This is a genomic window from Bacillus sp. FJAT-49736 (genome assembly GCF_018343615.1).
GTDB lineage: Bacteria > Bacillota > Bacilli > Bacillales > Bacillaceae_C > Margalitia.
Genome location: NZ_JAGYPI010000001.1, coordinates 1959886 through 1986724 on the forward strand (window position 1 = coordinate 1959886; position 26839 = coordinate 1986724).

30 protein-coding genes and 1 other annotated feature are annotated in these 26839 nt (G+C 37.6%); of the genes, 2 read left to right on the plus strand and 28 right to left on the minus strand.

The genetic code is table 11. The features are described from left to right. Window positions 1-88: 88 nt before the first annotated feature. The 3 genes from nadA to nadB are packed head-to-tail and all read right to left on the minus strand — an operon-like array spanning window position 89 to window position 3603. Window positions 89-1195 carry a quinolinate synthase NadA gene (nadA, locus tag KHA87_RS10325; RefSeq protein ID WP_213093970.1) on the minus strand — a complete coding sequence of 369 codons (1107 nt, stop codon included), beginning with the start codon at window positions 1193-1195 and terminating at the stop codon, window positions 89-91. A 19-nt stretch (window positions 1196-1214) separates the two neighbouring features. Then, entirely contained in the window at window positions 1215-2054 is an 840-nt protein-coding gene (gene nadC / locus KHA87_RS10330) for a carboxylating nicotinate-nucleotide diphosphorylase (protein ID WP_213093971.1), read from the minus strand. Further along, entirely contained in the window at window positions 2023-3603 is a 1581-nt protein-coding gene (gene nadB, locus KHA87_RS10335; RefSeq protein ID WP_213093972.1) for an L-aspartate oxidase, read from the minus strand. The genes nadC and nadB overlap by 32 nt, the downstream gene beginning before the upstream one ends. A 91-nt stretch (window positions 3604-3694) precedes the next feature. Between nadB and KHA87_RS10340 the strand changes: the two genes are divergently transcribed. Then, window positions 3695-4849, plus strand: coding sequence for an IscS subfamily cysteine desulfurase (locus tag KHA87_RS10340; RefSeq protein ID WP_213093973.1), 1155 nt, complete (start codon window positions 3695-3697; stop codon window positions 4847-4849). A gap of 46 nt (window positions 4850-4895) precedes the next feature. Next, window positions 4896-5438 (plus strand): transcription repressor NadR, encoded by a 543-nt coding sequence (locus tag KHA87_RS10345; protein WP_213093974.1) that lies wholly within the window; start codon window positions 4896-4898, stop codon window positions 5436-5438. Between the two features lie 33 nt (window positions 5439-5471). Here KHA87_RS10345 and pheA read toward each other — a convergent pair whose 3' ends face one another. The 25 genes from pheA to KHA87_RS10470 form a co-directional block, all read right to left on the minus strand. Further along, a complete protein-coding gene (gene pheA / locus KHA87_RS10350) occupies window positions 5472-6332 on the minus strand; it encodes a prephenate dehydratase (protein WP_213093975.1) in 861 nt (286 codons plus the stop codon). A 24-nt stretch (window positions 6333-6356) separates the two neighbouring features. Next, complete coding sequence (locus KHA87_RS10355) at window positions 6357-6809, minus strand: ACT domain-containing protein (protein ID WP_213093976.1); 453 nt, start codon at window positions 6807-6809, stop codon at window positions 6357-6359. 71 nt (window positions 6810-6880) lie between these two features. Next, the gene (gene obgE / locus KHA87_RS10360; protein ID WP_213093977.1) at window positions 6881-8173 is read right to left on the minus strand and encodes a GTPase ObgE; all 1293 of its coding nucleotides are present in this window, start codon (window positions 8171-8173) and stop codon (window positions 6881-6883) included. A 49-nt stretch (window positions 8174-8222) separates the two neighbouring features. Further along, on the minus strand, window positions 8223-8750 hold the full coding sequence (locus KHA87_RS10365) for a sporulation initiation phosphotransferase B (protein WP_213093978.1): 528 nt from the start codon (window positions 8748-8750) through the stop codon (window positions 8223-8225). A gap of 313 nt (window positions 8751-9063) precedes the next feature. Then, window positions 9064-9354: a 50S ribosomal protein L27 gene (rpmA, locus tag KHA87_RS10370; protein WP_213093979.1), complete on the minus strand. Its 291-nt coding sequence runs from the start codon at window positions 9352-9354 to the stop codon at window positions 9064-9066. Window positions 9355-9367: 13 nt separating this feature from the next. Continuing rightward, a complete protein-coding gene (locus KHA87_RS10375) occupies window positions 9368-9697 on the minus strand; it encodes a ribosomal-processing cysteine protease Prp (RefSeq protein WP_213093980.1) in 330 nt (109 codons plus the stop codon). Window positions 9698-9709: 12 nt separating this feature from the next. Further along, a complete protein-coding gene (gene rplU, locus KHA87_RS10380) occupies window positions 9710-10018 on the minus strand; it encodes a 50S ribosomal protein L21 (protein WP_213093981.1) in 309 nt (102 codons plus the stop codon). Window positions 10019-10032: 14 nt separating this feature from the next. Beyond that, window positions 10033-10117, minus strand: a sequence feature (ribosomal protein L21 leader region). A gap of 52 nt (window positions 10118-10169) precedes the next feature. Further along, window positions 10170-11642 (minus strand): Rne/Rng family ribonuclease, encoded by a 1473-nt coding sequence (locus KHA87_RS10385; RefSeq protein ID WP_213093982.1) that lies wholly within the window; start codon window positions 11640-11642, stop codon window positions 10170-10172. 228 nt (window positions 11643-11870) lie between these two features. After that, entirely contained in the window at window positions 11871-12737 is an 867-nt protein-coding gene (locus KHA87_RS10390; RefSeq protein ID WP_249310256.1) for a M50 family metallopeptidase, read from the minus strand. Beyond that, window positions 12730-13500, minus strand: coding sequence for a peptidoglycan DD-metalloendopeptidase family protein (locus KHA87_RS10395; protein ID WP_213093983.1), 771 nt, complete (start codon window positions 13498-13500; stop codon window positions 12730-12732). The genes KHA87_RS10390 and KHA87_RS10395 overlap by 8 nt, the downstream gene beginning before the upstream one ends. 249 nt (window positions 13501-13749) lie before the next feature. Next, window positions 13750-14553 carry a septum site-determining protein MinD gene (gene minD, locus KHA87_RS10400; RefSeq protein ID WP_213093984.1) on the minus strand — a complete coding sequence of 268 codons (804 nt, stop codon included), beginning with the start codon at window positions 14551-14553 and terminating at the stop codon, window positions 13750-13752. 2 nt (window positions 14554-14555) lie between these two features. After that, on the minus strand, window positions 14556-15236 hold the full coding sequence (gene minC, locus KHA87_RS10405; protein WP_213093985.1) for a septum site-determining protein MinC: 681 nt from the start codon (window positions 15234-15236) through the stop codon (window positions 14556-14558). A 133-nt stretch (window positions 15237-15369) separates the two neighbouring features. Next, window positions 15370-15888 (minus strand): rod shape-determining protein MreD, encoded by a 519-nt coding sequence (gene mreD, locus KHA87_RS10410; protein ID WP_213093986.1) that lies wholly within the window; start codon window positions 15886-15888, stop codon window positions 15370-15372. After that, entirely contained in the window at window positions 15888-16763 is an 876-nt protein-coding gene (gene mreC / locus KHA87_RS10415) for a rod shape-determining protein MreC (RefSeq protein WP_213093987.1), read from the minus strand. The genes mreD and mreC overlap by 1 nt, the downstream gene beginning before the upstream one ends. A 148-nt stretch (window positions 16764-16911) precedes the next feature. Next, the gene (locus tag KHA87_RS10420) at window positions 16912-17925 is read right to left on the minus strand and encodes a rod shape-determining protein (protein ID WP_213093988.1); all 1014 of its coding nucleotides are present in this window, start codon (window positions 17923-17925) and stop codon (window positions 16912-16914) included. 245 nt (window positions 17926-18170) lie between these two features. Continuing rightward, entirely contained in the window at window positions 18171-18842 is a 672-nt protein-coding gene (gene radC / locus KHA87_RS10425) for a RadC family protein (protein ID WP_213094316.1), read from the minus strand. 57 nt (window positions 18843-18899) lie between these two features. Continuing rightward, window positions 18900-19463, minus strand: coding sequence for a Maf family protein (locus KHA87_RS10430; protein WP_213094317.1), 564 nt, complete (start codon window positions 19461-19463; stop codon window positions 18900-18902). 118 nt (window positions 19464-19581) lie between these two features. Next, the gene (locus KHA87_RS10435) at window positions 19582-20574 is read right to left on the minus strand and encodes a hypothetical protein (protein WP_213093989.1); all 993 of its coding nucleotides are present in this window, start codon (window positions 20572-20574) and stop codon (window positions 19582-19584) included. 118 nt (window positions 20575-20692) lie between these two features. Then, the gene (locus tag KHA87_RS10440) at window positions 20693-21442 is read right to left on the minus strand and encodes a hypothetical protein (RefSeq protein WP_213093990.1); all 750 of its coding nucleotides are present in this window, start codon (window positions 21440-21442) and stop codon (window positions 20693-20695) included. Beyond that, on the minus strand, window positions 21439-22080 hold the full coding sequence (locus tag KHA87_RS10445) for a hypothetical protein (protein WP_213093991.1): 642 nt from the start codon (window positions 22078-22080) through the stop codon (window positions 21439-21441). The genes KHA87_RS10440 and KHA87_RS10445 overlap by 4 nt, the downstream gene beginning before the upstream one ends. Further along, window positions 22080-23033: a type IV pilus biogenesis protein PilM gene (pilM, locus tag KHA87_RS10450; RefSeq protein WP_213093992.1), complete on the minus strand. Its 954-nt coding sequence runs from the start codon at window positions 23031-23033 to the stop codon at window positions 22080-22082. The genes KHA87_RS10445 and pilM overlap by 1 nt, the downstream gene beginning before the upstream one ends. A 189-nt stretch (window positions 23034-23222) precedes the next feature. Continuing rightward, on the minus strand, window positions 23223-23966 hold the full coding sequence (locus tag KHA87_RS10455) for a prepilin peptidase (RefSeq protein WP_213093993.1): 744 nt from the start codon (window positions 23964-23966) through the stop codon (window positions 23223-23225). Between the two features lie 12 nt (window positions 23967-23978). Further along, entirely contained in the window at window positions 23979-24473 is a 495-nt protein-coding gene (locus tag KHA87_RS10460) for a type II secretion system protein (protein WP_213093994.1), read from the minus strand. A gap of 110 nt (window positions 24474-24583) precedes the next feature. Next, window positions 24584-25798, minus strand: coding sequence for a type II secretion system F family protein (locus KHA87_RS10465; protein WP_213093995.1), 1215 nt, complete (start codon window positions 25796-25798; stop codon window positions 24584-24586). After that, window positions 25799-26839 (minus strand): type IV pilus twitching motility protein PilT, encoded by a 1041-nt coding sequence (locus KHA87_RS10470; protein ID WP_213093996.1) that lies wholly within the window; start codon window positions 26837-26839, stop codon window positions 25799-25801.

A 26839-nucleotide genomic window follows, 5' to 3' on the forward strand; every position in this document is an offset into this window, starting at 1 on the left:
CAAAAATTTATGATGGATTTCAAGAAAATATGCCTTCTCATAGCAAGAAGGCATCCAGGTGAATCTATTTATTTTTTCATCAAATGGCCTATCTTTGCAGCATTCGATTTAACGCTAAAATAGCAAATTTCGAGGTTTCTTCATCAACCGTGATTTGATTTATCGGCTGCCCACCCACAATACTCTCTAAATTCCAAAGCAAATGCGGAAGGTCAATGCGATTCATCGTTAAGCATGGACACATATGTGGATTTAATGAAAGGATATGTTTATCCTCATGCTTTTGGATTAATCGATTCACTAAATTCATTTCTGTCCCTATAGCCCATTCTGTTCCCGGTTCACTTTTCGCAATCGTATCTATAATATATTTTGTGGAACCATTATAATCGGATAATTCTACAACTTCCCGACTGCATTCAGGATGAACTATGATTTTCATATTCGGATATTTTTCTCGTACAAATTGTATATTTTGAACCGTAAATTTCTCGTGTACAGAGCAATGTCCTTTCCAAAGAATAACCTTAATTTCCTCAATAGTCCCATCAAACACTAACTCATTTTGTATTGGGTCCCATACTGCCATTTTCTCTAGAGGAATCCCGATATCAAAAGCGGTATTTCTTCCTAAGTGCTGATCCGGTAAAAAAAGTATTTTTTCTTTTTGTTCAAATGCCCATTTAATCATGGAATGTGCATTAGAGCTTGTGACCGTAGCCCCTCCATTTTTACCAACAAATGCTTTAATTGCAGCGGTTGAATTGACATAAGTTAATGGAAGAATAGTATCACCAAAGAGCTCTTGCAGTTTCTCCCAAGCTCTTTCCGTTTGAAATATGTCTGCCATGTCTGCCATTGAACAGCCTGCTCTCATATCTGGCAAATAAACCTTTTGATTATCACCTGTCAAAATATCTGCAGTTTCTGCCATAAAATGCACTCCGCAAAAAACGATATATTCCGCCTTCTTATTACTTGCGGAAACCTGTGCAAGCTGTAAAGAATCTCCGGTTGTATCTGCAAACTGAACAATCTCATCCTTTTGATAATGATGGACAGGTAGGAAGAGCCTATCACCTAAGTGATCCCTTATCTCCAACACTCTTGCTTCCATTTCCTTTCTATCCATCGCAAGGAATTGCTCAGGAATTAATGACTTATTTTCCTGCTCTAAAAATTGTAAAATACCCATTATGAATCAACCCCTTTTATTAGTATTTGATTAACACTTTTGCGCTTATATCAAATGCTTCAACAGAGTGAGTTAAGCTTCCCAAGGAAATATACTGTACACCGGATTCTGCATATTCCCGCACATTTTTGGAGGTAATATTTCCTGATGCCTCTGTAATGATCCTATCTGGAACCTCCAGCAGCCATTCTGATATTTCATGTGGAGATCGGTTATCAAACATGATTATATCGGCACCTGCCTCTATTGCTTCTAGCAGCTGTTCTTTTGTTTCAATTTCCACTTCTACCTTTACCATATGGCCTAATCCAGCTTTTACCTTGGATATTGCTTGTGTAATAGATCCAGCAAATGCAATGTGATTGTCTTTGATTAAAACAGCATCATATAATCCATTTCGATGATTTGCTCCTCCGCCTACTCTTACCGAATATTTGTCCAGCACACGTAGACCGGGCATGGTCTTTCTTGTATCACATATTTTCGTATTGGTTCCTTCGATTAGATTCATAATATTGGCCGTCTTAGTAGCGATGCCACTCATCCTTTGAATTAAGTTTAAGATAACTCTTTCTCCTTTTAATAAATGGACAACTGCTCCTTTTGCAATTGCAATTATCTGGCCTTTTTCAATATTCGTTCCGTCCTGTACCATTATTTGAACCTGAATATTATGATCTAACAAATGGAAACCCTCTCGTATGATCCATTCGCCGCAAAATACTCCTGATTGCTTTGCAACAAAAGACAATTCGCCCATATTTTCAGATGAAAAAATGAGTTCACTCGTTAAATCCCGATCTCCAATATCCTCCAAATAAAAATCATTAAGCATGGACCGCAATTTGATGATATTCATTTTGATATCTCCTTATAAAAATTTGATTCATGGTTTGAATAATATGCTGTTCCTGCATGCTTTCCTCTTTATTGGGAAAGTCTTTGCGAATATGTCCCCCACGGCTTTCCTTTCTTAAAAGAGCTGATTTTACAATTGTTTTTGCCGTAATAAGCATAAAAATGATTTCGGTTTCCTTCATTGACAATTCATTAAAATGAATAAGATTAGTTTCATATTGCTCCAGCCATTGATAAAATTCTAATAGCTTATCACCAGTCCGCATAATACCGGCGCATTCCATCATTTTTTCCTGTATTTCTTCCTTTGCAGGCAATTTAATGCTTTGTTGCTCTGTAATTGGATTCTCAACGGGATAGCTTATCTTCGTTACTGAATCTGTTAAATTATTAAAATAATTAGCTAGTTTTCTTCCAAAATATAAACCTTCCAGCAATGAATTACTTGCCAAACGATTAGCGCCATGAACACCACTGCAAGCCGTTTCCCCAACAGCATATAATCCTTCTACAGTTGTTCTTGCTAATGAATCAATTACAATACCTCCCATAAGAAAATGACAGCCGGGTGCTACAGGAATTTTCCCTTCCGCAATGGAAACTCCATTTTTCTCACATAAAGCGGTAATAGTCGGGAACTTTTCTTTAAAATGCTCAATCATTGTAATATCCAAATATACTTTTTTTCCGCTTTGTAATTGCATAAATATCTGTTCTGCCACCACATGTCTTGGTGCAAGATCGAGACTAGGATGTATCCCCTCCATTATTTTTTCATTAGAGTCATTCATCAATATGGCTCCTTCCCCTCTAACAGCCTCAGAGATAAGACCATATGTCTTCCCATTTACATATAAAAGTGTTGGATGAAATTGAATGAATTCCATGTCCGCTATCTCCGCTCCAGCATTAAAAGCTAATGCTATGCCATCGCCTGTTATGGAAGATGCATTGGATGAATATGGATATAAACCGCCCACACCACCAACGGCAAGAACCACATGTCTAGAATAATAGCGCCGAATTTGATTTTCGGGAGTTTTGGTTTTTACCCCTATACACCTATTCGATTGCGGGTCCAAGATAATTTCATATACAAACTCATTTTCGGTTATTTTCACATTAGAGGGCATATTCATAAAGAAATAGTCCATCAGGTTTTTCCCTGTGGCATCCCCCCCACTATGGACAATTCTTTTTCGACTATGAGCTCCTTCTTTTCCAAGACAAACCTCCCCCTTTTCATTCATGTCAAAGGTAAAGCCGGATTGTTGAAGCTCAAAAATCAGCTCCGGAGCAGATTTTACAAGCTGTAGTACTTCTCTATTGTTATGAAAATAACAGCCAGCCTCCAAAGTATCCTTATAATGCAGTTGAAAATGATCGTCATAGGAAAGCGCTGCTGCGACCCCTCCTTGTGCTAAGTAAGAGTTGCTGTTCCATTTGGTTGACTTTGTGATAATCATCACATGAAACTGCTTAGATAAATGATGGGCTAATTGCAACGCAGCAATACCACTACCAACAATTAGAATATCTATTTTTTCCATAAAATACATCCTCCTGTTTTAACAGGTGTCTTGACACATATATTTACATATTATTAGACTGAAAGCAAGAGATTTTTTTAGGAGGAATAACATGTTATATTTCGATTATGCAGCTACTACACCGATGGATGAGGAAGTATTAAGCGTTTATGGAGAAATTGCAAAAAATATTTACGGTAATACGAGCAGTCTTCACAATATAGGTGCTAATGCGGAGCAAGTGCTGGACAAATGCAGAACAAGCCTTGCCAACATGCTTCAAGTCCATAGACAAGGTATCTATTTTACATCGGGCGGCACAGAAGGTAATCTATTGTCCATTATCTCTCTTGCTAAAAGCAGTTCAAAAAAGGGTAAGCATATTATAACTTCTATTGGTGAGCATGCATCCGTTCATTCTGCTATTAAGTTTCTTAAAATGGACGGCTTTGAAATTAGTTGTATCCCCTATACACCTGATGGGATCATTGATATTCAAGCATTAAAAGCGGAAATCAGACCCGATACAATATTAATCACTATCCAACACGTGAATTCTGAGCTTGGTACCATTCAGCCAATTCGAGACATTTCGGCAATTACTCGCGAAAGAAATATTCTTTTTCATTGTGATTGTGTGCAATCCTTTGGGAAAATTAATATTGCTGAGATTAGTCCACTTATCGACAGCTTGACTATTTCGAGTCATAAGATTTATGGACCAAAAGGAGTTGGTGCGGTTTATGTGAATCCAAAGCTGCACATTGTACCTGTTTTTCCAGGGTTTCATCATGAAAATGGCTTTAGAGGGGGAACGGTAAATGTACCTGGAATTGCTGCATTTATTTTTGCTGCCCAAAAAATTCAAACCGAAAATAAACAAAAAACGTATGAGAAGCTTCGTGATATATTTTTATACAAATTAAACAGCCACCCAGATCGTTTCGAAATATTTCAAGCGAGTGATAAGAACAAGCAGTTGCCTCAAATTATCGGTTTGTGCGTTACTGGGTTGGAAGGGCAATTAACCATGTTAGAATGCAATCGTAATGGGTATGCCATTTCAACCGGAAGTGCATGCCAGGTTGGTCAGCAGGAACCATCACAGGCTATGAAAGCATTAAGAATTGATAATCAGAGGGCAAATGAATTTATTCGCATTACATTTGGAAAAGAAACAAAGGAATGTCATGTAGCAGAACTTGCAGATTATCTTATTCAACTTTCCTTTGATATGGTAGGAAAGAATATTTTGTCCAATATATAACATATGTTAATATTCAACTATAGCGAAAAAATTGGAGGGGAGCGCATTGTCCAATAAAAAACTTCTTGGAGAGGAACGCCGTGCTTTTCTATTAAAAGTACTGCAGGAGAAAAAATTACCAATTACTGGAAGTGAACTTGCAAAGGAGACAAATGTAAGCAGACAAGTAATTGTAAATGATATTACTTTGTTAAAGGCGAAAAATGAACCGATTATTGCTACCAGTCAAGGTTATTTATATATGCAGCCTCCTACTGAAAAAACTTCAGCAGAAAAAATCATTGCCTGCTTGCATCGTCCGGAAGATACAGAACAGGAGCTTAATCTATTAGTAGATCATGGAGTCACGGTGAGAGATGTGAAGGTAGAGCATCCGGTATATGGTGATTTAACCGCGTCCATAATGGTGTCAAATCGGAAAGAGGTTGAGCAATTTATGGAGAAAATCCAAAGCACGCGTGCCTCTTATTTATCCGCATTAACGGAAGGAATACATCTGCATACGATAGCTGCTTCTGATGAGAAGACCCTAGAAGATGCCATTATATCTTTAAGAAATGCGGGATTTTTATTAAATGAAAATGAATGAGGGCACCACATTTTTTTGCGGTACCCTCATTTCTTATATTTTTTCTACTTTATATGTATGATAGCTTCCTAGTAATTTAACGGTACATTGCAATGCCTCGATTTCTTCCACTGCATTTTTCACTAGTGTTTCTTGAATGCTTTTATTTATATCTATCATAAAAAAGTAATTGCCTAGCCCTGTTTTTAACGGTCTTGATTCAATCTTGCTAAGGTTAATTTGGCGCCATGCAAATGCCGATAAAACCTGATGAAGACCTCCAGCACGATCAGTTGGTATCGTCACCATTATCGTTGTTTTAACATCGGATGTCCTGGTTAATTCAATTCCTAAGCATTTCTCCTCGTACTTGCTTACTACAATAAATCTTGTATGATTAAAAGAATAATCGTGGATGTTTTTCTCCACGATAGAAAGCCCGTATTTTTCTGCAGCCAATTGGTTGGCAATTGCAGCTATTTTCATTTCTGGATGTGCGCTTACGAATTTTGCAGCAGCTGCAGTAGAGGTCATTTGTTCAATGGCAACACCTTTGAAATGATGGTGCAAAAATTTATAGCTTTGAGCAATAGCTTGCGGATGGGAAAGAATTTTCTCCACTTCGCTCCAATTTTGATGCTGGGAAGGGTGAACCATAAAATGTTGTTCTATTGGTATGATAATCTCTGCTCTAATCGGAGCTGCTATCTCGTGAAATAAATAATCAATCGTTAAGTGAACAGAACCTTCTAAAGCATTTTCAAATGGGACTACAGCAATATCTACTTCCTCTGTCTTTACTGCTTCCAAACATTCAGGTATAGTCGTATAAGCAATGCCATCGTAGCCAGGAAAAGCGGACTGAACTGCAATATCAGTAAAGGTTCCTTTTGGACCTAAATAGCCAACTCTCATCTTAGTTCCTCCCCATTGCTTTCCTTATGCACCAGATCCAAGGATTTCTACTTTATCTATAAATTCTAATCTTCTTAGTCTCATTAGTAATTCATCTAAACTAGTTGAAATTTCTGTCACATTTAGTGAAATGGTGACGTTTGCTCTGCCTTGAAGAGGTATTGTTTGATGAATTGTGAGTACATTGCATGAATGAGAGGAAATAATACTCAGTACTTCTGAAAGCGTACCTTTTCGATCTTCTAAATAAAGAAACAAAGATATTATTTTTTCTTTTACAATCGTATGGAATGGAAATACTGTATCTTTGTATTTATAGAACGCACTCCTGCTCAAATCCGCTTCCTGAACTGCCTTCCCTACAGATGTTGCTTTGCCCCGTTCAAGTAGTTCCTTAACTTCCAATGTCTTTTTCATTGCTTCCGGCAATACATCTTCCCGAACTAAGTAAAATTGAAGATTGTCTTTTTCCTCCATTACAAGTTCCCCCTGAAGAAGTAAATTTCAGGGGTATAATCAAATAATTGAATCACCCCTGAAAAATATTGTTATTCTACAAATTCAAATTCATATTCAAGAATTCGAACTATATCCCCATGCTCTGCCCCACGTTCTCTTAGTGCCTCATCAATTCCCATAGATCTCATTTGACGGGCAAACCTTCGTACTGATTCATCATGATTAAAGTTCGTCATTTTGAACAGCTTTTCTAATTTTTCTCCTGAAACAACAAAGCTGCCGTCCGGATCTCTAGTAATGATAAATTCGTCCTCTTGCTTTTCATGTTTATATAAAACACGATGAACTCCTGCTTCTTCTTCTTTTATGTCATGAAGAGGGAACTCTGGGGTTGTCTCTAATAAATCAGCTATTGCAAATAACAAATCTCTCAAGCCTTGTCGAGTCACTGCTGAGATAGGAAATATCGGATAATCCTCTTGAAGCTGTTCTTTAAATAGCTTTAAGTTGTCCTCCGCCTCCGGGATATCCATCTTATTCGCTACAATGATCTGCGGTCTTTCCGTTAATCGTAAATTATATTCCTTTAGTTCTTGATTAATTGTAAGGTAATCTTGATACGGATCTCTGCCTTCCAATCCGGACATATCGATAACATGGACGATTACCCTTGTTCTCTCAATATGACGCAAGAATTGATGTCCTAGTCCTACACCTTGATGAGCACCTTCTATAAGCCCAGGTAAATCTGCCATTACAAAGCTTCTGGCATCCTCTGTTTCGACAACACCGAGGTTTGGCACAATGGTTGTAAAGTGGTACTCGGCAATTTTCGGCTTTGCTGCAGAAACAACGGATAATAGAGTTGATTTTCCGACACTTGGAAATCCAACTAAGCCAACATCCGCAAGCACCTTCAATTCAAGTACAATATATCTCTCCTGACCAGGTTCTCCATTTTCCGCTATTTCCGGAGCAGGATTTGCAGGTGTTGCAAATCGAGTATTTCCGCGGCCGCCTCTTCCACCTTTTGCCACGATTACTTGCTGTCCATGTTCTGTTAAGTCTGCGATTACTTCCTTTGTATCATCATCCATAACTACAGTACCAGGAGGAACTTTTACAATCATATCTTCCGCACCACGACCGTGCTGGCCTTTTGACATTCCATGCTCCCCGCGTTTGCCTTTAAAATGGCGTTGATAACGGAAATCTATCAATGTTCTTAAGCCTTCTTCTACTTGAAATATGACATTAGCTCCCCTGCCTCCATCACCGCCGGCAGGTCCGCCCTTCGGAACATATTTTTCTCGGCGGAAGGCTACCATACCATTTCCTCCATCGCCGCCTTTTACATAAATCTTGACTTGATCTACAAACATAGATGCACCACCTTTTTTTTGCATTTTTTTATGTAACTTTCCTTTTACGTTATAAAATCACTTCAGCATTCAATCTCTCTATGCTAATCTCATCGACCTTAACCACTTTTAAAATGGCTTCTTGTTCTGCAAACCAATCCTCTATTGTCTGCTTATTATTTATTGTTCCGCTGAAATCAAAAAAGAATCGGATATTTTTATCCTGTAAATCAATAGAAATAGTTAAGTGGTTATCGGCAAATGAAGCTACGCAGTTTTCTAATGTTTCAAAAAATGCCGTAATCCATCCCGAAAGTTTTTCGTCGTCGACTGGCCATGAACAAGATTCATCCATTATTTCATATTCGATATGAAAGGGATGTCTCTCCCAATTAAAAGTTAGGAGGATTTCCGCAAATTTCGGAAGTTTTAAATTTGAAAGCTTCGTTTCTTGCTTTGCCTCCATCACAATCTCGTTCACTAACCGTTCAACCTGATCTATTTTATTAAGTGCAAGATTTCCTTTTATTAATTGCAATTTGTTCATCCAATCATGTCGAGCATGACGCAGCACTTCCACAACCGTCCAATTATTCATTCTTTTTTCGTGCTCCCCTACTACATTTCAAATCATTACTTCTTGCTAGTATATCAAAAATGGAGAAGATATGCATTACCTGAAAGACGCAGTCGCAAGACCATCGACGCTCAAACTGTAAAGTTTCGAGGGAAAATTTAGGACACCACAGTGTGGCAGTCAAGCTGAAGCTCTACCCGGGAGGAGACCGGTAGTTTGCCAGTCGATAGGACATGAAGTTTGACAGAGATACTGCTCATTTCTTTATTACACTTTTTACTTTCTCAACATTAAAAAAACCCCAATCGGCTTAACGATCAGGGTTTTTGACGTATTATGCTTCTTGTGCAACTGGATATACGCTCACTTTTTTCTTGTCACGGCCTAAACGTTCGAAACGTACAACACCGTCGACTTTAGCAAAAAGTGTATCGTCTCCACCGCGACCAACGTTTTCACCTGGGTAGATTTTAGTACCGCGTTGACGGTATAAAATAGATCCACCAGTTACGAATTGACCATCAGCACGCTTTGCACCAAGGCGCTTAGCGATAGAGTCACGACCGTTCTTTGTAGAACCTACTCCCTTTTTAGAAGCGAAAAATTGAAGATCTAATCTTAGCATTTTGTTCCACCTCCTACCTGAAGGTTATTTTAATGTATTTCCCATAATCTCTCTCAATGGTTTGTAACGAAATGACCATACCATGTAACAGCAGCTGTACCTTTTCCGCTATATCATTCGGTAATGCATCAGGAATCGTACACTCCAGATATCCGCCATTGGATTGCTGAATGTCCGGCTTTACCCCGGTTAATTCCATAATAGCATTGATAGATCCGAACGATACTGCTGATGCACCTGCACATACAATATCTTGGCCTTTTTCAGCAAAATCTGCATGTCCCTTCATCTTAAAAGATGAAATGTTTCCGTCAGATGTTTGCATGATTTGAACATGAATCATGCTCTGTCACCCTTAGGCATTGATTTTTTCAATGACAACCTTTGTATATGGTTGACGGTGACCTTGCTTTTTATGATAGTTTTTCTTTGCCTTGTATTTGAAAACTACAAGTTTCTTTTGACGTCCTTGCTTTTCAACTTTAGCTGTAACAGTAGCTCCAGCAACAACTGGGCTTCCTACCTTTACAGTTTCTCCGCCTACGAAAAGAACTTTGTCAAATGTAACTGTTTCGCCTTCAGAAGCAGCTAATTTTTCTACGAAAATAGCTTGGCCTTCCTCAACTTTGATTTGTTTTCCGCCAGTTTCAATAATTGCGTACATATCTGCACCTCCTCAAATAAACTCAGACTCGCCAATTGCAGGCGTTTCGCTAATAAAAAGCAAAAACTTATAACCTGAACTGTGCGGTTGTAGCACGGGTGCTACAAACATAACATTAAAATCCTAACATATTGATAGATTTATGTCAAGGTCATCTTCCAGATAGAATGTCTTCTTTCGTTCCGAATTGACGAATAAAATACACGGGCGATGAATTCCAAATTACTTTAAATATTATTTTAATATGCAAATGCTGCTCCAACCTTACTAAATGAACATTTTGCTCTCCGCAAAAGATATTTTTCACATTTTCTGTTAATTCAACAAGTACTGCTTCGTGATCTTTAAATGGTTTTTCCCATAATTCTCGTTCCAAACGAAAAGCCATGGTTTCTGCACTATAAATCTTACCTTTGCCACTACAGACAGGGCATGTTGACATTACCGTTTCAGGAAGCGATTTTTTTGTTTTTTTTCTTGTGATTTGCAATATACCAAGCTCCGTGAACCCGACGATACGGGAATACCTCGTGTCCTTGCTTAGCTCTTTTGTTAAAACATCCACTACTTGTTGCTGATGTGCTCCTTTTTTCATATCGATAAAATCAACTAATATAATTCCACCGTAGTTCCGAATGGACAGCTGTCTGCCAATCTCCTTAGCGGCCAAAATATTGGTCTTTAATACGGTGTCCTGGAGATTTTCTCGTCCCGTATACTTACCTGTGTTAACGTCCACAATAACCAATGCTTCTGTTTCATCTATTACAATGTAGGAACCATTGCTTAACCATACGATTCTTTTTAAGCCATTTTCAATATCCCCTTCAACATTAAAGGCAGAAAAGATATTTTGGTCCTCTTGGTATAACGAAAACTCCCATTTTAGTCCATCTATATTTAAAGTTTTTTCTTGTAGAACTTTGATGGCAGTAGAGTCATTTACTACTACCTTTCCTTCCTTAAGCCTTACCATTTCATGTAAAACCTCTTCAAAGAAGATTGGCTTTTCCCATAATATGGTCGGATGCTTGTGATTTTTTGCCAAATGAATAATCTCCGAATATTGGCTCCGAAGCTGTTGCAATTCTTGCGCCCATTCCTTTTCATTGCCGCTGACAGCCTCTGTTCTAATGATAAATCCCTCATGCACTTTTTTATTTGCATAAGCAATTTCCTGCCATTTTTCACGTGCAGCTTTATCCGCTTTTTTTGAAACAGCAATATAATCCCCTTCTGGTAAATAGACCATTCTTTCCCCGGAAAGTTCAATTATTGCTGTCAGCAGCGGACCTTTTAAATCTGTTTCGTCCTTTTTAACCTGTACGATTATTTTTTGACCTTCCTGGATAAATTTTGATATTGGCATTGCTTCTTTATTTAGGTTCGGGTTTTGTATATACAAAGGGAGCTGATCCCGATGCAAATACCCATTTTTCCCTACACCAATATCAACGAAAGCTGCATTCATACCTACCTTTACATCGACCACCTTACCTAAATAAATATTCCCTACTTTTGATTGGTCGGTCGGCTGTTGAATACTAATCTTTGTTACTATATTATTTTCAATTACACCAAATCGTTTTTCCCTATATTTATAATCCATTATTATTTGATTCATTTTCTTGCACCTGCCAAGACAACTTTTTAAAAGCATCATTGCTTCTATTCGCCTCAACATTATACACCATTTTCACTATTTATTAATAATGGCTATTGTCATACTGATTAGCTTCTTGTAAGAAAAGCTTAATGTCAGGCAACCTTTTTTAAAAAAATTATTCATTTTCCCTTGAATTAGGATGGATTAAAAGTTTTTCTTCTAGCCAACAAAATAAAAGAAAAAGCCTTAATAAACATACATTATATCCTTAATTTTCGCTGTAACCATTTTTTCAGCAAAATAGGCATGAAGCAATTCATTTTCGTCGAGCTTTCCCATTTCCTGCCCATCATTCTCTACAATTAAAGGATGTTTGCTACCACGCTGAAATTGTTCCAGCACTTCAAACAAAAATGCATTACTGTCCACCACAATCGGCTTTAGACCTTTAATACCATTCTTTCTTCCGTAATATCTTTCGAGCAGAAATCGAATAAATACATACCGTATTTGTTTCCATTCAAGCCATAGAGATACATAGAGGTAGATAACCACCACCCAGATATTTAAATTAAACGGAGAAAGAAAAAGAGAAATGAGATGAAATAATACTAGGAAGATAAATGAGCTTAAGATGCTCAATCGAAATGCTTGTAAATATGGAATATGCCTCGAAAATAGTAGCTGCAAAAGCTTCCCCCCATCCAAAGGCCAGATTGGTAAAAGATTAAACAACAGGATCATCACATTGAATTCCATAAACATATGAAATAGATGACTAGATATAGCATCCAAACTCCATAATAGAAATGCTAGAGCTCCAAGCCACACATGCTGTAGGGGTCCAGCTAAAATAACTAAAAATTCCTCCTTTAAAGGGCGATTTCCATGCTCATCCATTTCCGCGACTCCGCCAAATGGAAGAATGGAAATTTTCTTAATTCGCCACGAAAAAAAATGGGCCATTATCCCATGACCCATTTCATGGACGAAAAGAATAAATAAGAGGGTTAGCATTTCATAAAACCTTGCTGTTATTACAGCTACCCCCATCACAATCCAAAATAATGGATGAATATGAATTTTACGAAGAATATTTAGCATACTATTCAAATTTTATCACCTGTATTGGATCAATAAATGTCTCGCCTTTTTTTATGGCAAAATAAAACTCGCCTCTTGTCCCATCATCCTTACTGGATACTGTACCTAATTTGGTTCCAGCTGCTACCTCTTGATAAACCTTCACATTAATGGCCTTTAAATTTCCATACCATGATTCCGTTTTATCTGAATGCTGGATAATTACCGTATTTCCTAGTTCATCCTTTTTTCCGGCATATACTATTCTTCCACTATCCATTGATTTGACAGCTTCATTATTTTTCGTTTCAATCATGACACCGCGCCCATCGGAGGAAAAGTTAGTTAGAACCTTACCAGATGCGGCAAGATCATATTCTGGTTTTACATTATTTTTTTGATTATCCTTCTTTTGAATAGGTAAAAACGCTAAAGGCTTTCCAAACTTTTTCTCATACCAATCTGATACTGCCGCAAATTGAAATTCCTTTTCCATTACCTGGTTCACCATATTTCTTGCATCATGAAAAACACCTGACTGAGACTTAAAGATGATCGCAACTGCAAGTACTAATAGCGCAGATGCAAGGATTTTAAATAAAAACATTTCTTTATTCCAGAGGGGATGAACTCTATCGGCAGGAGGTTCGGTTTCGAATATAGTCGTTTCTCCCTGCTCATCCCATACATTTTGATTGAAGGATAATGGACTTTCTGGTTTTTTTGTTTGTGTTGGCTTAAGCTTTTTTCTTCTCTCAATTTGTTTCCTAATCTCATCTGCACGATTTCCCACAATCACCCTGCTCCTTTTTTTCTATTTACTCTAATGTATGAGTTGTCCACTTTTGTTATGACAAGCCTTCAAATATCCCAAAGAAATTTTTCAAAATAATAGGGTAAAAAAAAAGAAACTGACATAAAAGTCAATCTCTTTTTCATTTTAAAAGATTATTTTATTTAACCTTGTGAATAACTTTTTTAACATATTGTCTACGACGAGCGCAAACAGCAATCGGTTAGCGGCACGATGCGCAATTGTTCTTTATTTAACACCAAATAACTTTTTGATTTTGGTGAACATGCCTGATTTGTTATCTTCAATCGCCTGAAGAGGTACAGATTCTCCTAGAATTCTTCGCGCTATATTTCGATAAGCAATTGATGCTTTGCTATTAGGATTTAATGCAATCGGTTCACCTTGGTTCGCAGAACGAATAACCTCATCATCATCCATTACAATTCCGATTAGGTCAATAGATAAATGAGTGGTAATCTCATCAATGTCCAACATATCACCATTTGACATCATATGATTTCGAATTCTATTAATGATTAATTTAGGAGGGTCAATATGCTCCTCTTTTTCTAGTAATCCAATTATTCTATCTGCATCACGTACAGCTGATTTCTCCGGGGTTGTAACGACAATAGCCCTTTGGGCACCGGCAACTGCATTTTTGTAGCCCTGTTCAATTCCGGCAGGACAATCAATAATAATATAATCATACTCTTGTCTTAGCTCACCAACTAGTACCTTCATCTGTTCTGGAGTAACCGCAGATTTATCACTTGTTTGTGCAGCAGGAAGAAGAAACAGCTTGTCATCAAAGCGCTTATCTTTTACTAATGCCTGGTGAATTTTGCATCTTCCCTCTACTACGTCTACTAAATCATATATGATACGATTTTCAAGGCCTAAAACGACATCAAGGTTCCTGAGACCGATATCGGTATCAATCAAACAAACCTTCTTCCCCTGTAATGCAAGAGCTGTACCGAGATTCGCCGATGTGGTCGTTTTCCCAACTCCTCCTTTACCGGAAGTAATTACAATCGCCTCACCCATGATTAGTATCCCCCTTCAAATCTATTAATATTTGGTCTAAGATGTCTTAAAACTTGCAGTCGATCAATGACGATGTGATTGGAATCGTCTATATATGCACATTCCATTTCATGCTGGTCCTCTTTATCATAATGGTCAGGGGCTCGATTTAAACAATCTGCAATACGTAATTGTGATGGAACCATAACACTTGCCGCTATGACTGCTTCTCTCATACCGTTAACACCAGCGTGGGCAATACCTTTTAAAGCACCTAGAACAAAAATATTGCCTCCTGCTAAAACAGTACCACCTGGGTTAACATCGCCAACCAGCAATAAATCTCCGGGAACCTGCAATACTTGTCCGGATCTTACGATAGTGGTAATAGAAAGGATATCATTATCCTCACGAATCCTTTTCGCTTCTGATTTCGTGATAACATTACTAATAATATCCCCAACTACTAAATTACGTTTGTTCCTTACAAGCTCTTTTAACTCTTCCTCTTGCTCGGGTGTTAGATAGCGGTTCCCTATTTGTATCTTTACAGATATAAGCGGACTTTCTTCATCTTCAATATGATGAAGTAATAGCTTTTCTTCTAATTCGTTTTTTAGGTCAGTATAGGAACATTGATCATTTAAATGAAGCGTTAATCCATCCTTCGTTCCCTTTATCATGACATTATGTGTCTTTTTCATCGCAAAATGCTCACCTCAGTGGCTTATTAATTCGACAAATAGTAACGAAATTCCTTTTTTATAAACTATATTGGTTATAAATACAAAAACTAACAATCTTTAAGATAGTGCACTAAAGAAGGAACTATAAACATTATTCATCCAGAACTTCCTTCTTCATTCGCAGAAGCCATTTTCGCAGCGGATAAAAAATAATGAAATAAAATACTAGATTTAAGATTAGAGTTGAAAGTAATCTTTCGTTTAGAAAATCAATTGCTGACATAGATGTTTTTAAAATCAAAATATTCAAACCATATACAATAAATTCCGCTATGGCTATGTTTAATAGGGTCACAAGCGCAGAAACAAATAGATTCGATTGCAAAACCTTCATTAGTGTAGAGGTTATATAAACCACTAAAGGAAAGACAAATAAATAAATACCTAAAATTCCAGTATAGAAGGCATCAAATAATAAGCCGAAAATAAAGGCATAAAGGATTGTGCGATTCCGAACATAATAAATCCCCATCAAAATTAGCACAACTAAGAGGAAATGGGGCACAAAAATTTTATGGATCCCAAATAAGCCGTTTGGAAAATATTCCACAAACAAGCTTTCAAATATAAAACAAACACTTAAAATAAGAGGAAGAACAATACGTTTCATTATTGTCCCCCCCCATTAATATCTGTCATTCCTTTATCGACTGAACTTTTTACTACCATAACATGTTCAATATCATAAAAGTCGGCAGCAGGCTTCACGTAAGCAGTTTGCGTTAAGCCGTTCTCATCTGGGACTAGCTTCTCTACAGTACCAATAGGAAGTCCTTTTGGAAAAATGTCAGCTAAACCAGATGTAAAGACGCTAACACCTTTTTTAATTTTTAAATCATACGGAATCCCTTTTAACAGCAATACTTTTTCCGATTGGTCATATCCTTCAATCGTTCCGTAGATAGCCTTCTTTTGATCGCCTATAAGCGCTGCTGAAATTCTATTCTTAGGATTTACGGCACTTAGTAATTCGACAGTAGAATATAGGGCAGAAACACTTTTAACCTTTCCGACAAAACCTTCAGAAGTTATGACGGCCATGTTTTCTTTAATACCGCTTGTTTTCCCTTTGTTAATAATAATATGCTCATACCATTGATCAGGATTTCGGGCAATTACAGTAGCTTGTATGGTTGTGTAAGCACTTAAATCATCTTTTTTATCTAGTATTTTACGTAATTTATCATTATCATCTTTTAAAATACTTACTTCAGAACTTAGCTGTGATAATTGATCAATTCGTGCTTTTAGCTTTTTATTCTCTGTATATGTATGTTGAATATCACTAATACTACCAAAGAAATCTCTCACACTATTTGCAGGTACCGAAATGATTGTTTGTCCAAATCCTACGACATCCTTTAAAAATTGCTCCGGCTTGGATAGATGGCCGCGTTCACGTATAGAATATCCTATCAATGCCACGAGAAGTATGATACTGATGAGCAAAATAATCAGCCGTTTATTTAGAAAAAATTGTGGCATGCTGTGTACACCTCATTAAAAATAATCCTTATCATTAAAAATTCCACTGCTATTTTTCCATAGCTATTATACCATACAATATATTGATATAAATCAGAAAGAAAAAATTGGCCGGTAGACATTTCGAGTTCTATCGGCCGTATTTATGTTATCTTGAGTCTTTCGCCTTGTTTTTGAATATATGAATATGATCTAATGCATTTCCCGTACCGATTGCAACACAATCAAGAGGATTCTCGGCAATGATGACCGGCATGCTTGTTTCCTTGCTAATTACCTTATCTAAATTGCGAAGGAGCGCTCCTCCGCCGGTTAATACAATACCTCTGTCCATAATATCTGCTGCCAGTTCAGGTGGAGTTTGTTCCAATGTGCTTTTAACAGCATCAACAATAGCATTAACTGTATCATGCAGAGCTTCAGCAACTTCCTCTGCAGTAATTTCTATTGTTTTCGGAAGACCTGTTAGAAGATCACGTCCACGGATTTCTATTGGCTCGATATCAACAATGTCACCAGCAGAACCGACTTCCATCTTAATCGATTCAGCTGTACGGTCACCGATAAGCAGATTATACGTTTTTCTTATATAGCTGATTATAGAATCATCCATTTCATCCCCAGCAATACGGATGGATTGGCTTGTAACAATACCTCCTAATGAGATAATCGCTACTTCTGTTGTTCCTCCGCCAATGTCCACTACCATGCTTCCTGTTGGTTCCCAGACAGGCAGATTTGCACCGATTGCTGCCGCAAAAGGCTCTTCTATCGTATAGGCATCTCTTGCACCAGCTTGCCTTGTAGCGTCAATAACCGCTCTTTCTTCCACTGCAGTAATCCCGGATGGAACACATATCATGACGTAAGGCTTACGAGCAAATGCTCCCTTTTTTGATGCTTGTCTTATATAATATTTCATCATCGTAGCAGTCGTTTCATAATCAGCAATTACGCCATCCTTCATAGGACGCGTCGCTACTATATTTCCAGGAGTACGCCCAATCATATTTTTGGCATCATTTCCAACTGCTCTAATTTGCTTTGTGTCCGTTTCAATCGCTACAACGGAAGGCTCGCGAACTACGATGCCCTTTCCCTTAATAAACACTAATGTATTTGCTGTCCCTAGATCAATTCCAAGATCTCTACTACCAAACATGGATGTATCTCCCTTTCTAACTAAAATACTTCTTAGGAATAATAAAAATCAGTCTATTTGTGTATTTAAAAAGCACAGGACTCCCTTTTAGCTTGTGTACTTTACGCAAAAATATTTTATCAAAGTGGTGTTTTTCCAAAAACCATAAACAATATTATAACGTATCGACAAAAAAATGCATAGTGCTGCAAGATTGTTTCGGGCAGTATTTATTTTAAAAATATCTAGCTTTTATTAAAAATCGGTTACAAATATCCTTTTTCTTTTAAACTCACGTATTTTTTATCTCCGATTATCAAGTGGTCTAAAATATCAATGCCTATGATTTTTCCGCATTCCACTAGTCTTTTCGTAACCTCTATATCTTCTCTGGAAGGGGCCGGGTCGCCTGAAGGATGATTATGGATGCAAATGATGGATGCAGCTGAGCGCCGGAATGCTTCTTTGAAAACTTCGCGGGGGTGTACAATGGAGGCATTTAAACTACCTATAAATATCGTTTGTTTATGCAAGACTTGATTCTTAGTGTTCAAATACAAGCAAACAAAATGTTCTTGTGACAAAAATCGCATATCATTCATGACAAAATTTGCCCCATCTTCAGGACTTCTTATAACATACCTGTCATCATATGAAAGATTCGCTATCCGTCTCCCTAATTCAAGAGCAGCCAATATTTGCACAGCCTTTGCCAGTCCAATGCCTTTAATATTTATTATTTCTTCAAGAGATGCTTCCTTCAGCAAATTTAAGCCTTCAAATTTTTTCAGCAAACGATTTGCCATTTGGATAACGGACTCTTGTTTTGTTCCGGTCCGCAGCAATATAGCAAGCAGTTCCTGATTAGAAAGGCTTGCAGCACCGTTTTGAATAAGACGCTCACGGGGTCTTTCATCCAACGGAAAATCCCGTATCATTAATTTCTCCAACTGATTTTTGACCTCCTTTTAGACGAATATTCGGCGAATATAGTTTCAAATTAATTTATTTTCCTTTAAAAATTGATTCAACCTAGAGATAGGTAGTCCAACCACCGTATAGTAATCACCGTTAATGGATTTTACAAATAAGGAGCCCAGCCCTTGAATACCATAGGAGCCAGCTTTATCAAATGGCTCCCCGCTATCCAAATAAGTATCGATTTCTTTTTTTGTTAATTCCCAAAACGTTACTTCTGTTTTTTCATAAAAGGTTTGAATGGTTCCTTGATGAATTACGGCAACCCCAGTATAAACAAAATGTTGCTTTCCCGATAATCTTTCCAGCATCGTTTTGGCCATTTCACGGTCTTTTGGTTTTCCTAGAATTTCGTTATTCAATACAACGACTGTATCTGCTCCAATCACTATCTCTTCCTGATAGTCTGAAGCAATGGCTTTTGCTTTTCGTGCTGCTAATTCCATAACAGCTTCTTCATGTGTTTGGTTTTCAGAAAGTTGTTCGTCGGCATTACTAGTGATTGAATCAAACGGGATTTGCAGCTTTTGGAGGAGTTCTCTTCTGCGAGGTGATTGCGAAGCTAGGATTAGTTTTGGCATATCATTTTCCCTTTCTACTTGAATTTGGAGATACATCCAATTTCATCCTATCAAAAAAACTCGTTAGAAACAACGGATTAATCAAAATAGAGAGGATAGATTATAAGCTATCCTCCCGCTACATATCACTATATTCCTTTAAATATGATAATAGGGCTTGCTCAGCATTTAATATTTCCTTTTGATCATTGTTCTTTTGAAACTTCAATAAATGCTGATAGCACACTGTTTGGGCTGTATATAGATTTTTTAGGTGATTATTTTTTATATCCTTTAAACCTTCGAGCTGTTTATAAGCGTTTTCCATTTTTGATAATTCGTCTGAACTTATTGTACTAGACAAATAGGCATCAGATGTAATGCCAGCCATCAGTTGAAAGAGGGTGCCTGTTTGATTGATAAAAGTCTTTTCATCCTTTGTTGATATGTCCAATTTCTTTTCGTCAAACGTTATTTGTTTTGCAAATACCTCAACATCTTGCTTTTTCAGCTCGGTAGCTAATTGCTTTGCCGATGCTAAATCTCCTGAAACCCCAATGAAAATATATTGTTTTCCATCCAGCTTCAATATTGCTGTTGGTAACCCTTTTGCCTTTAATTCATTCGCAGGACCAGATGCATCTGCACCATTAAAAACACCACCTTGTATTATGGAAGTTGTTAAGGCTGGGAAAGCAACGGTGTTTTTTTGCTGCTGAAGTGCTCCTGTAGGAATAGTTTCCTTATTTCCTAACGATTTTTGTGAAATTCCTTCACTTTGGTTGGCAATAACCTTTAGCATGATAAGTCCAAATAAGACGCCGATCGAAATGGCTGTTCCTGCAGAAATAATAATGGTTAATAAAGGAGAGCGGGAATTTTTTTGGAAGCTTTTAATTGCTTTGCCTGTTTCAAGCGCCGGTTCATAATAGATCTTCTTAAACTCAGGAACAGGATTTTCCTCCACCTCCGGCAATACCCAGTCAAACTGTTCTTCCTCGACAGTATTTTCAGTCGTTGCGGCTGCCTCTATATCACTTTCATTCCATTTGTGAATGGAAACCTCCTCCTGAAATGGACGATCATCACCATTTATTTTTATTTTGATTTGATTCGCTGGTTGCTTGTCCATTTTTTTGTCCCTCCCGCACATGTATTTGTTAAATGCTAACATACGCGAAATAAAAAAGAACAAGACTTTTGTCGTCTTGTTCACTAAGGTTTTCGTCAAAGTTTTTATGCTTTAAAACTTAAGGGGTACCGTCACTTTGGTGGTCAGCATTTGGAAAGTTTGGAAAAGGATCTACTTTACCGCTCGCACTTGGTACATCCATTTTCGGAAGCTGATCCACTAAATCCTGCAATGATGGCATATAAAATGCGGAAGCAGTTACATGAAACACGATGGAAGTGTCCGCTTGTCCATTCAATACTTCCTCCGTTGGCCCATTGAAATCAATCTTTTGAATATCCGTTATTCTGGATAAAGATTGCAGTTGGTTAAGAAACTCTTCCATTTCAAAATAGGTTGGCGCTTTCACTGATAATGTGAACGGAATACTTTGCATACCATTTGGCACTGTCCCTTTTGAGGCATTATTTTTACCCTGTTGATCCTCCGATGAGTTATCAAGATTATATCTATCTTGAAGGACATCCGTTTGATTTTCATCCATATTAAAATTGATTTCTTTTATTTCAGCTCCAGAGATCGTTTCTGCCTTTTGTATTTGTATAAGTAATTGATCCGTTAATGGCTTAACTGGCACCTTTTTTTGCAGGGACAAAGTACTCTCATACGTTTCATCATTAATTTGGCCAACCTTAGATTGGAGGATAGCGTACCCTCTTTTCTCCGTTTTGAGTTCCATCTTTTTTTGATCTAATAATAAATTGGCAGGCTGATAAATTTTGAAATATAAAATTGTAATAATGCTTCCAAACAATATAAAAGCTAACAAAAGGAGAATGATTTCCTTCTTTTCTATACGAAGGGTCATGATCCGTCCCCTCCTTTTTTCACTTTCTCTTTTATATATTCAAGATCTAATTGGATCTTGTAATCTCCAATATATCTCGGAAGAACATTTTCTTTCTTATCCGCATCTTGTTCATTTGCAACAGTGCTATTTTCACCGTTCAGACTGGTTGCATCCGTCAATTCTGCCGTGGTAATCGATGTTATGGATGCATACTTAATCCATTTAGCTGCTGTTAACCTGCTTAAATAATAGGCAGCATCATTGCTTGTATCAAATTGCACTTTAACCTCTAACGAACCATCATCATTTAATGTGAAAGATTGATAAAATCCTCTTTCCGGCAGTAAGGCAATGAGATGCTTTAAAATCCATACCATATTGATCAGCGTTTTTTCTGCCCACTGTACAGCTGATGCTAATGTTTCACTGGAAGAGTTATTTTCGTAATGGGATAGCTTTTGCTGTAAAACCTGACTGAATTTTTTAGTTTCATTGATTTGCCTCTGAACGGTTTTAATATTGGTATTAATAACATGGGCATGAACTAGAAGAAAAATAGATATTAAGATTGTTATTAGCAAAAGTACAAGCATCATATAGTACGGTGCACGTGATCTCGTTTCTTTTTCTTGTAAAAGATTAATTTCTACTAACATTAGTGCACCTCTTTTAACGCTAGTCCAAGTGGAATACTGAATCGATTAGGAATCACCGTACTAGAAGCATTCTTCCCAAACAATAGCTCAATTTCAATGTCAAGCCTGTCTGCTAACATAGCTCTAAAGGTTTCTATGCTCGGATGGTCTCCACTTACTAAAATCCGATTTACTTCATGATTCCCATTTTGCAAATTATATTGGTAAAAGGACATTATTTGTGTAACATCCTTCAAAAGATCCTCTAATTGAAGCGAGGAATTGGAAGAAAGTACAGATGATTCCTTAACCTCCACCACATCTTCTTCTTTTATAATTGGTACAGGCCGCATAAAAACCGGGATATGCTGATGAAAAATAGATATAGTAAGCAGCATTTGGTCAAAATGTAAAAGCATAAAGTGATCCTTATCATTTGTCCTACCTACCGCATGATATAACCGATAGAGGGATAAAGGAGAAATATCTGCAGCCTTAGGCTTCAGTTTTGCTTCCTCTAAAATAGTTTTATATGATTCTACGACACTTTCCTCTGTTGCTACTAAAAGTACTTCTCTTTTTTCACCTTCCTGTGGCAAAGGATACACATCGAATAGCGGATTCTCAAAGGGAAGATGGATAGTGGTACCAATTTCCAAAAATAAATAACCCTTAAGTTCATCCTCTTTAATATCGGAAGGAATGATTTGTTTGCGAATCGCAATTAACGAATCAGGCACAATAAATCGAACCGGTTTCCTTCTCATCCCGCTTTCCTCCACAATATCCTCCAGAATCAAGCGAAGCAGTTCTTTATCAAGGATATGTCCATCTTTAATAACACCGCTATTTAAGAAACGCTCACCATATTGCTGGACTACCAAAGGAGAACGTGTCTTTAACTCAACATATCGAATTACATGGTCGCTAAAGGCCAAATTTAAGGTTTTTTGTTCTCGTTGCCAAAATGCCATATCAAATTCTCCTTTGATGATTAGAAAGGCTGTTTTCGTATAAAGTATTGTTTTTCATATATTGTTATAAATCTTAATATAGTCAAGCTAGAGGCAGCTATTCTTAAGAAGGATATTCATTCATAACTGAAGATCATTGTTTAATAATATTTTCGTCTGAAAAAGTAGCAAAGTTTAAGAATAGAGCCATTAGAAAAAGGAAAGGTACCATGCAAGGATTTCGTCGTAAAAGAAATACGATGTCAGCGCACCCATTACTATAAATGGGCCAAAAGGGATCGGTTTCCCTTTTTGAAAGATACGAAGCAAAAGCCCAATTCCACCGATTATCGCTCCATAAAAAGTGGCGAGGAAAAAGGTTAAAAGAACTAGCTTCAGTCCTAATACAAAACCAAGCAGGGCAAATAATTTAATATCCCCTCCGCCCATTCCTCCTTTGCTAATTACAGCAATAGCGAGCAATAGCAAGAAGGCAAGAGCAGCCCCCAACAGACTGTCCCACCATGGATGGAGTGGATAAATGATTCGTTCCATCAAAAATATACCCGCGAAGACAAGTAAGATTTTATCCGGAATCAGCATATATGCGATATCCGATACAAAAATAATGATAAGAAGGGAAATTAGCGTCCAGGCAATAACAAGTTCCATACTCCATCCAAACTGAATAAAGGCATAGACAAATAAAATGGCAGTCATCAATTCTCCAAGCGGATAAAGCGGAGAAAGCCGCCCTTTGCAGTGGCGACATTTCCCTCCTTGGATGATATAAGATAAAACAGGTATTAACTCGAGCGGAGTTAATGTTTTATGACAATATGAGCATGCCGAACGCGGCTTTACAATTGACTTTTTAACTGGTACCCTCATGCCTACGACGTTAAAGAAGGAGCCGAGGAGGAGGGCGTAAAGTGTAATTAATAAAATGTACATATTTCAATCCAATTAATTATTAGATGGCGTTTTTGGAATTTCAGTTAATTTAACTACATTTGCTCTTTTTAATCCTTTTTCAGTAGCAAAGATGCCTCTCTCAGAATTTACTAATTTTACAGTGTACGAAAAACTAGTTCCACTTTTTGAAATTTGCACATATGAGCCAGAATCATCATTCTTATCTGCAGTACCCGTATTGTATCCTGCTTTATCAGGATCAGTTATTTCATCAATTAAGTTCATCTTATATAAATCCTGTAATGATAATACTTTAGTAGTAGAAGTTCCAAAATCATCTGCATTTCCAGAAACCCAAATCTTTGCCGAACTAATCATTTGTTGCGCATTCGCTACATGTGCATCCTTCTTCGAGTTATCTATCAACCCGCCAATACTAGGAATCGCAATAGCTGCGATGATTCCCAAAATAACAACTACCGCCAATAATTCGATAAGTGTTAGACCGCTTTGTTCCTTTAATTTCTGCTTCAGTTTCTTTATCAATTGTTATTCCTCCTATTATCTTATTTTCTATGAAAAAAGTACTATTTTCGATAATTATAGCTGATAGATTCATAAATATCGACAACTTTTTTTGTCGACTTTTGCGCTAATTATTGGTATGTTTGCACGTTATTATAGATATCAAACATCGGTACGATGATAGCTGTTACGATGGTTCCGACAAGACCCGCCAAGACAACGATCATAAGTGGTTCGATGAGTGATTTCAAGCGATCGGTAGAAGCCTCTACTTCCTTCTCATAGAAGTCTGCAACCTTTGCAAGCATCGCATCAAGTGAACCTGTTTCTTCACCGATTGCAATCATTTGTGCAATGAGCGGCGGAAAAGCCCAATGCTTTTTCATCGGCTCCGCCAATGATTGTCCCTTTTCTAATGCATCCTTAGATTGATGGAGAACTCTCCCTATAACGTCATTCTCTACTATTTTCTCTACCATTGCTAATGCTTGTAAAATAGGTACGGAGCTAGAAAACATAGAACTAAGAGATCTTGTCATTCTTGCAAGCGTTGCCTTTTGCACAATCTTCCCGAAAAAGGGAATTCGTAATAGAAAGTAATCAAAATAATATTTTGTGACCTTATTTTTTCGAACGGTCATAATCCCGAAAACAATTAAAATGAACAACAGAACAATGAAATACCAATACTTTTGCATGAAGTTACTGGAGTCAAGGACAATTTGCGTGATTACCGGCAGCTTTGCACCAAAGTCTTTAAACATCGACACAAAGGTCGGGACAACTGCAACTAACAAAAAGATCACTACTCCAACCGCAATAAAAGCAACCACAATCGGATAGGCAAGTGCCGAAACAACCTTCTGACGTGTATGATGCTGCTTCTCGTAATGCTCTGCCAGCCTCTCTAGTGTATCATCCAAGCTGCCGGATGCTTCTCCAGCCTTTATCATATTAATAAACAACGGTTCAAATATTTTACTATGCTTTGAGCAAGCGTCTGAGAACGCCTTTCCGTCACGAAGCTCTTGTTCAATATCCGTTAATGCTTTGCTTAATTGCTTGCTTTCTGTTTGTGCGGACAATATTCTCGTAGCATCTACGATCGTGACTCCCGCTTTAATTAATGTTGAAAACTGTCTTAGGAAAATGACGATATGCTGCAATTTAACCGGTTTTCCAATGGAAATATCCTTTGTCAGCCATGTCTCCGGAATTTCTTGGACCTCGATTACTCGAATGCCTTGATTCTTTAATTTGAGCATTGCTTCCCGCTTAGAAGAAGCATTCAAAGTGCCGTTTTTCTTGCCAGATTGATCCCGACCCACATATTTAAAACGTGCCATCTATAAAATCTGCTCCTTTAAAAAGGGTAGCACGGATTCCCGTGATATTTTTCCTAATTGGACTAATTCCTTAATATGTGTTTCCAACAATTGCATGCCGCTATCCCTTGATGTTAAAAGAATATTAGGGATTTGGTGGATTTTTTCACTGCGAATTAAATTTGCTATTGCCGAATTATTAAGGAGAATTTCCATCGCTGCCCGCTGTTCCTTTTTATCAGGTGTTGGAAACAGCCTTTGAGAAACGATTGCCACTAAAACGGAGGCAAGCTGTATCCTAATCTGAGACTGTTGTGTCGGCGGAAAGACATCAATAATTCGGTTAATGGACGACGCTGCACTAGATGTATGCAAGGTACCAAGAACTAAGTGTCCTGTCTCAGCAGCTGTAATCGCGGTTTGAATCGTTTCCATGTCTCGCATTTCCCCAACCAAAATGACATCGGGATCTTGGCGTAACGCACTGCGCAAGCCATTTGCAAAATTCTTTGTATCAAATCCAACCTCTCTCTGATCTATCACCGAATGTCTATGCTTATGCAAATATTCGATTGGATCCTCTAAAGTGATTATATGCCTTCGCATCGATTCATTCATATAATCAATCATGGAAGCCAAGGTGGTTGATTTTCCACTCCCGGTTGGTCCGGTAACCAGGATAAGTCCTTGTGGCTTAGCAGCTATTTTTTTCAATACTGGAGGTATATCCAGTTCATCAATCGTCGGTATTTTTGTCGGAACAATTCTGATTGCCATCGAAACACATCCGCGTTGATGGAAGGCGTTAATACGAAAACGCGAAATACCTGGAATGCCATAAGAAAAATCTAACTCTCCATTTTCCTTGAAATTATTCCAAAGATGTTCCGGAATAATAGCCTTCGCCATTCCTTCCGTATCTGCCGGCAGCAAAGCATCTTTCCCATACCGTTTCAATTCACCATTTATTCTAACCACCGGTGCTGTTCCGACGGTTAAATGAATATCAGATGCTTTTAACTCAAAGCCTGAACGCAGCAAATAATCAATTTTTTCCTTCAT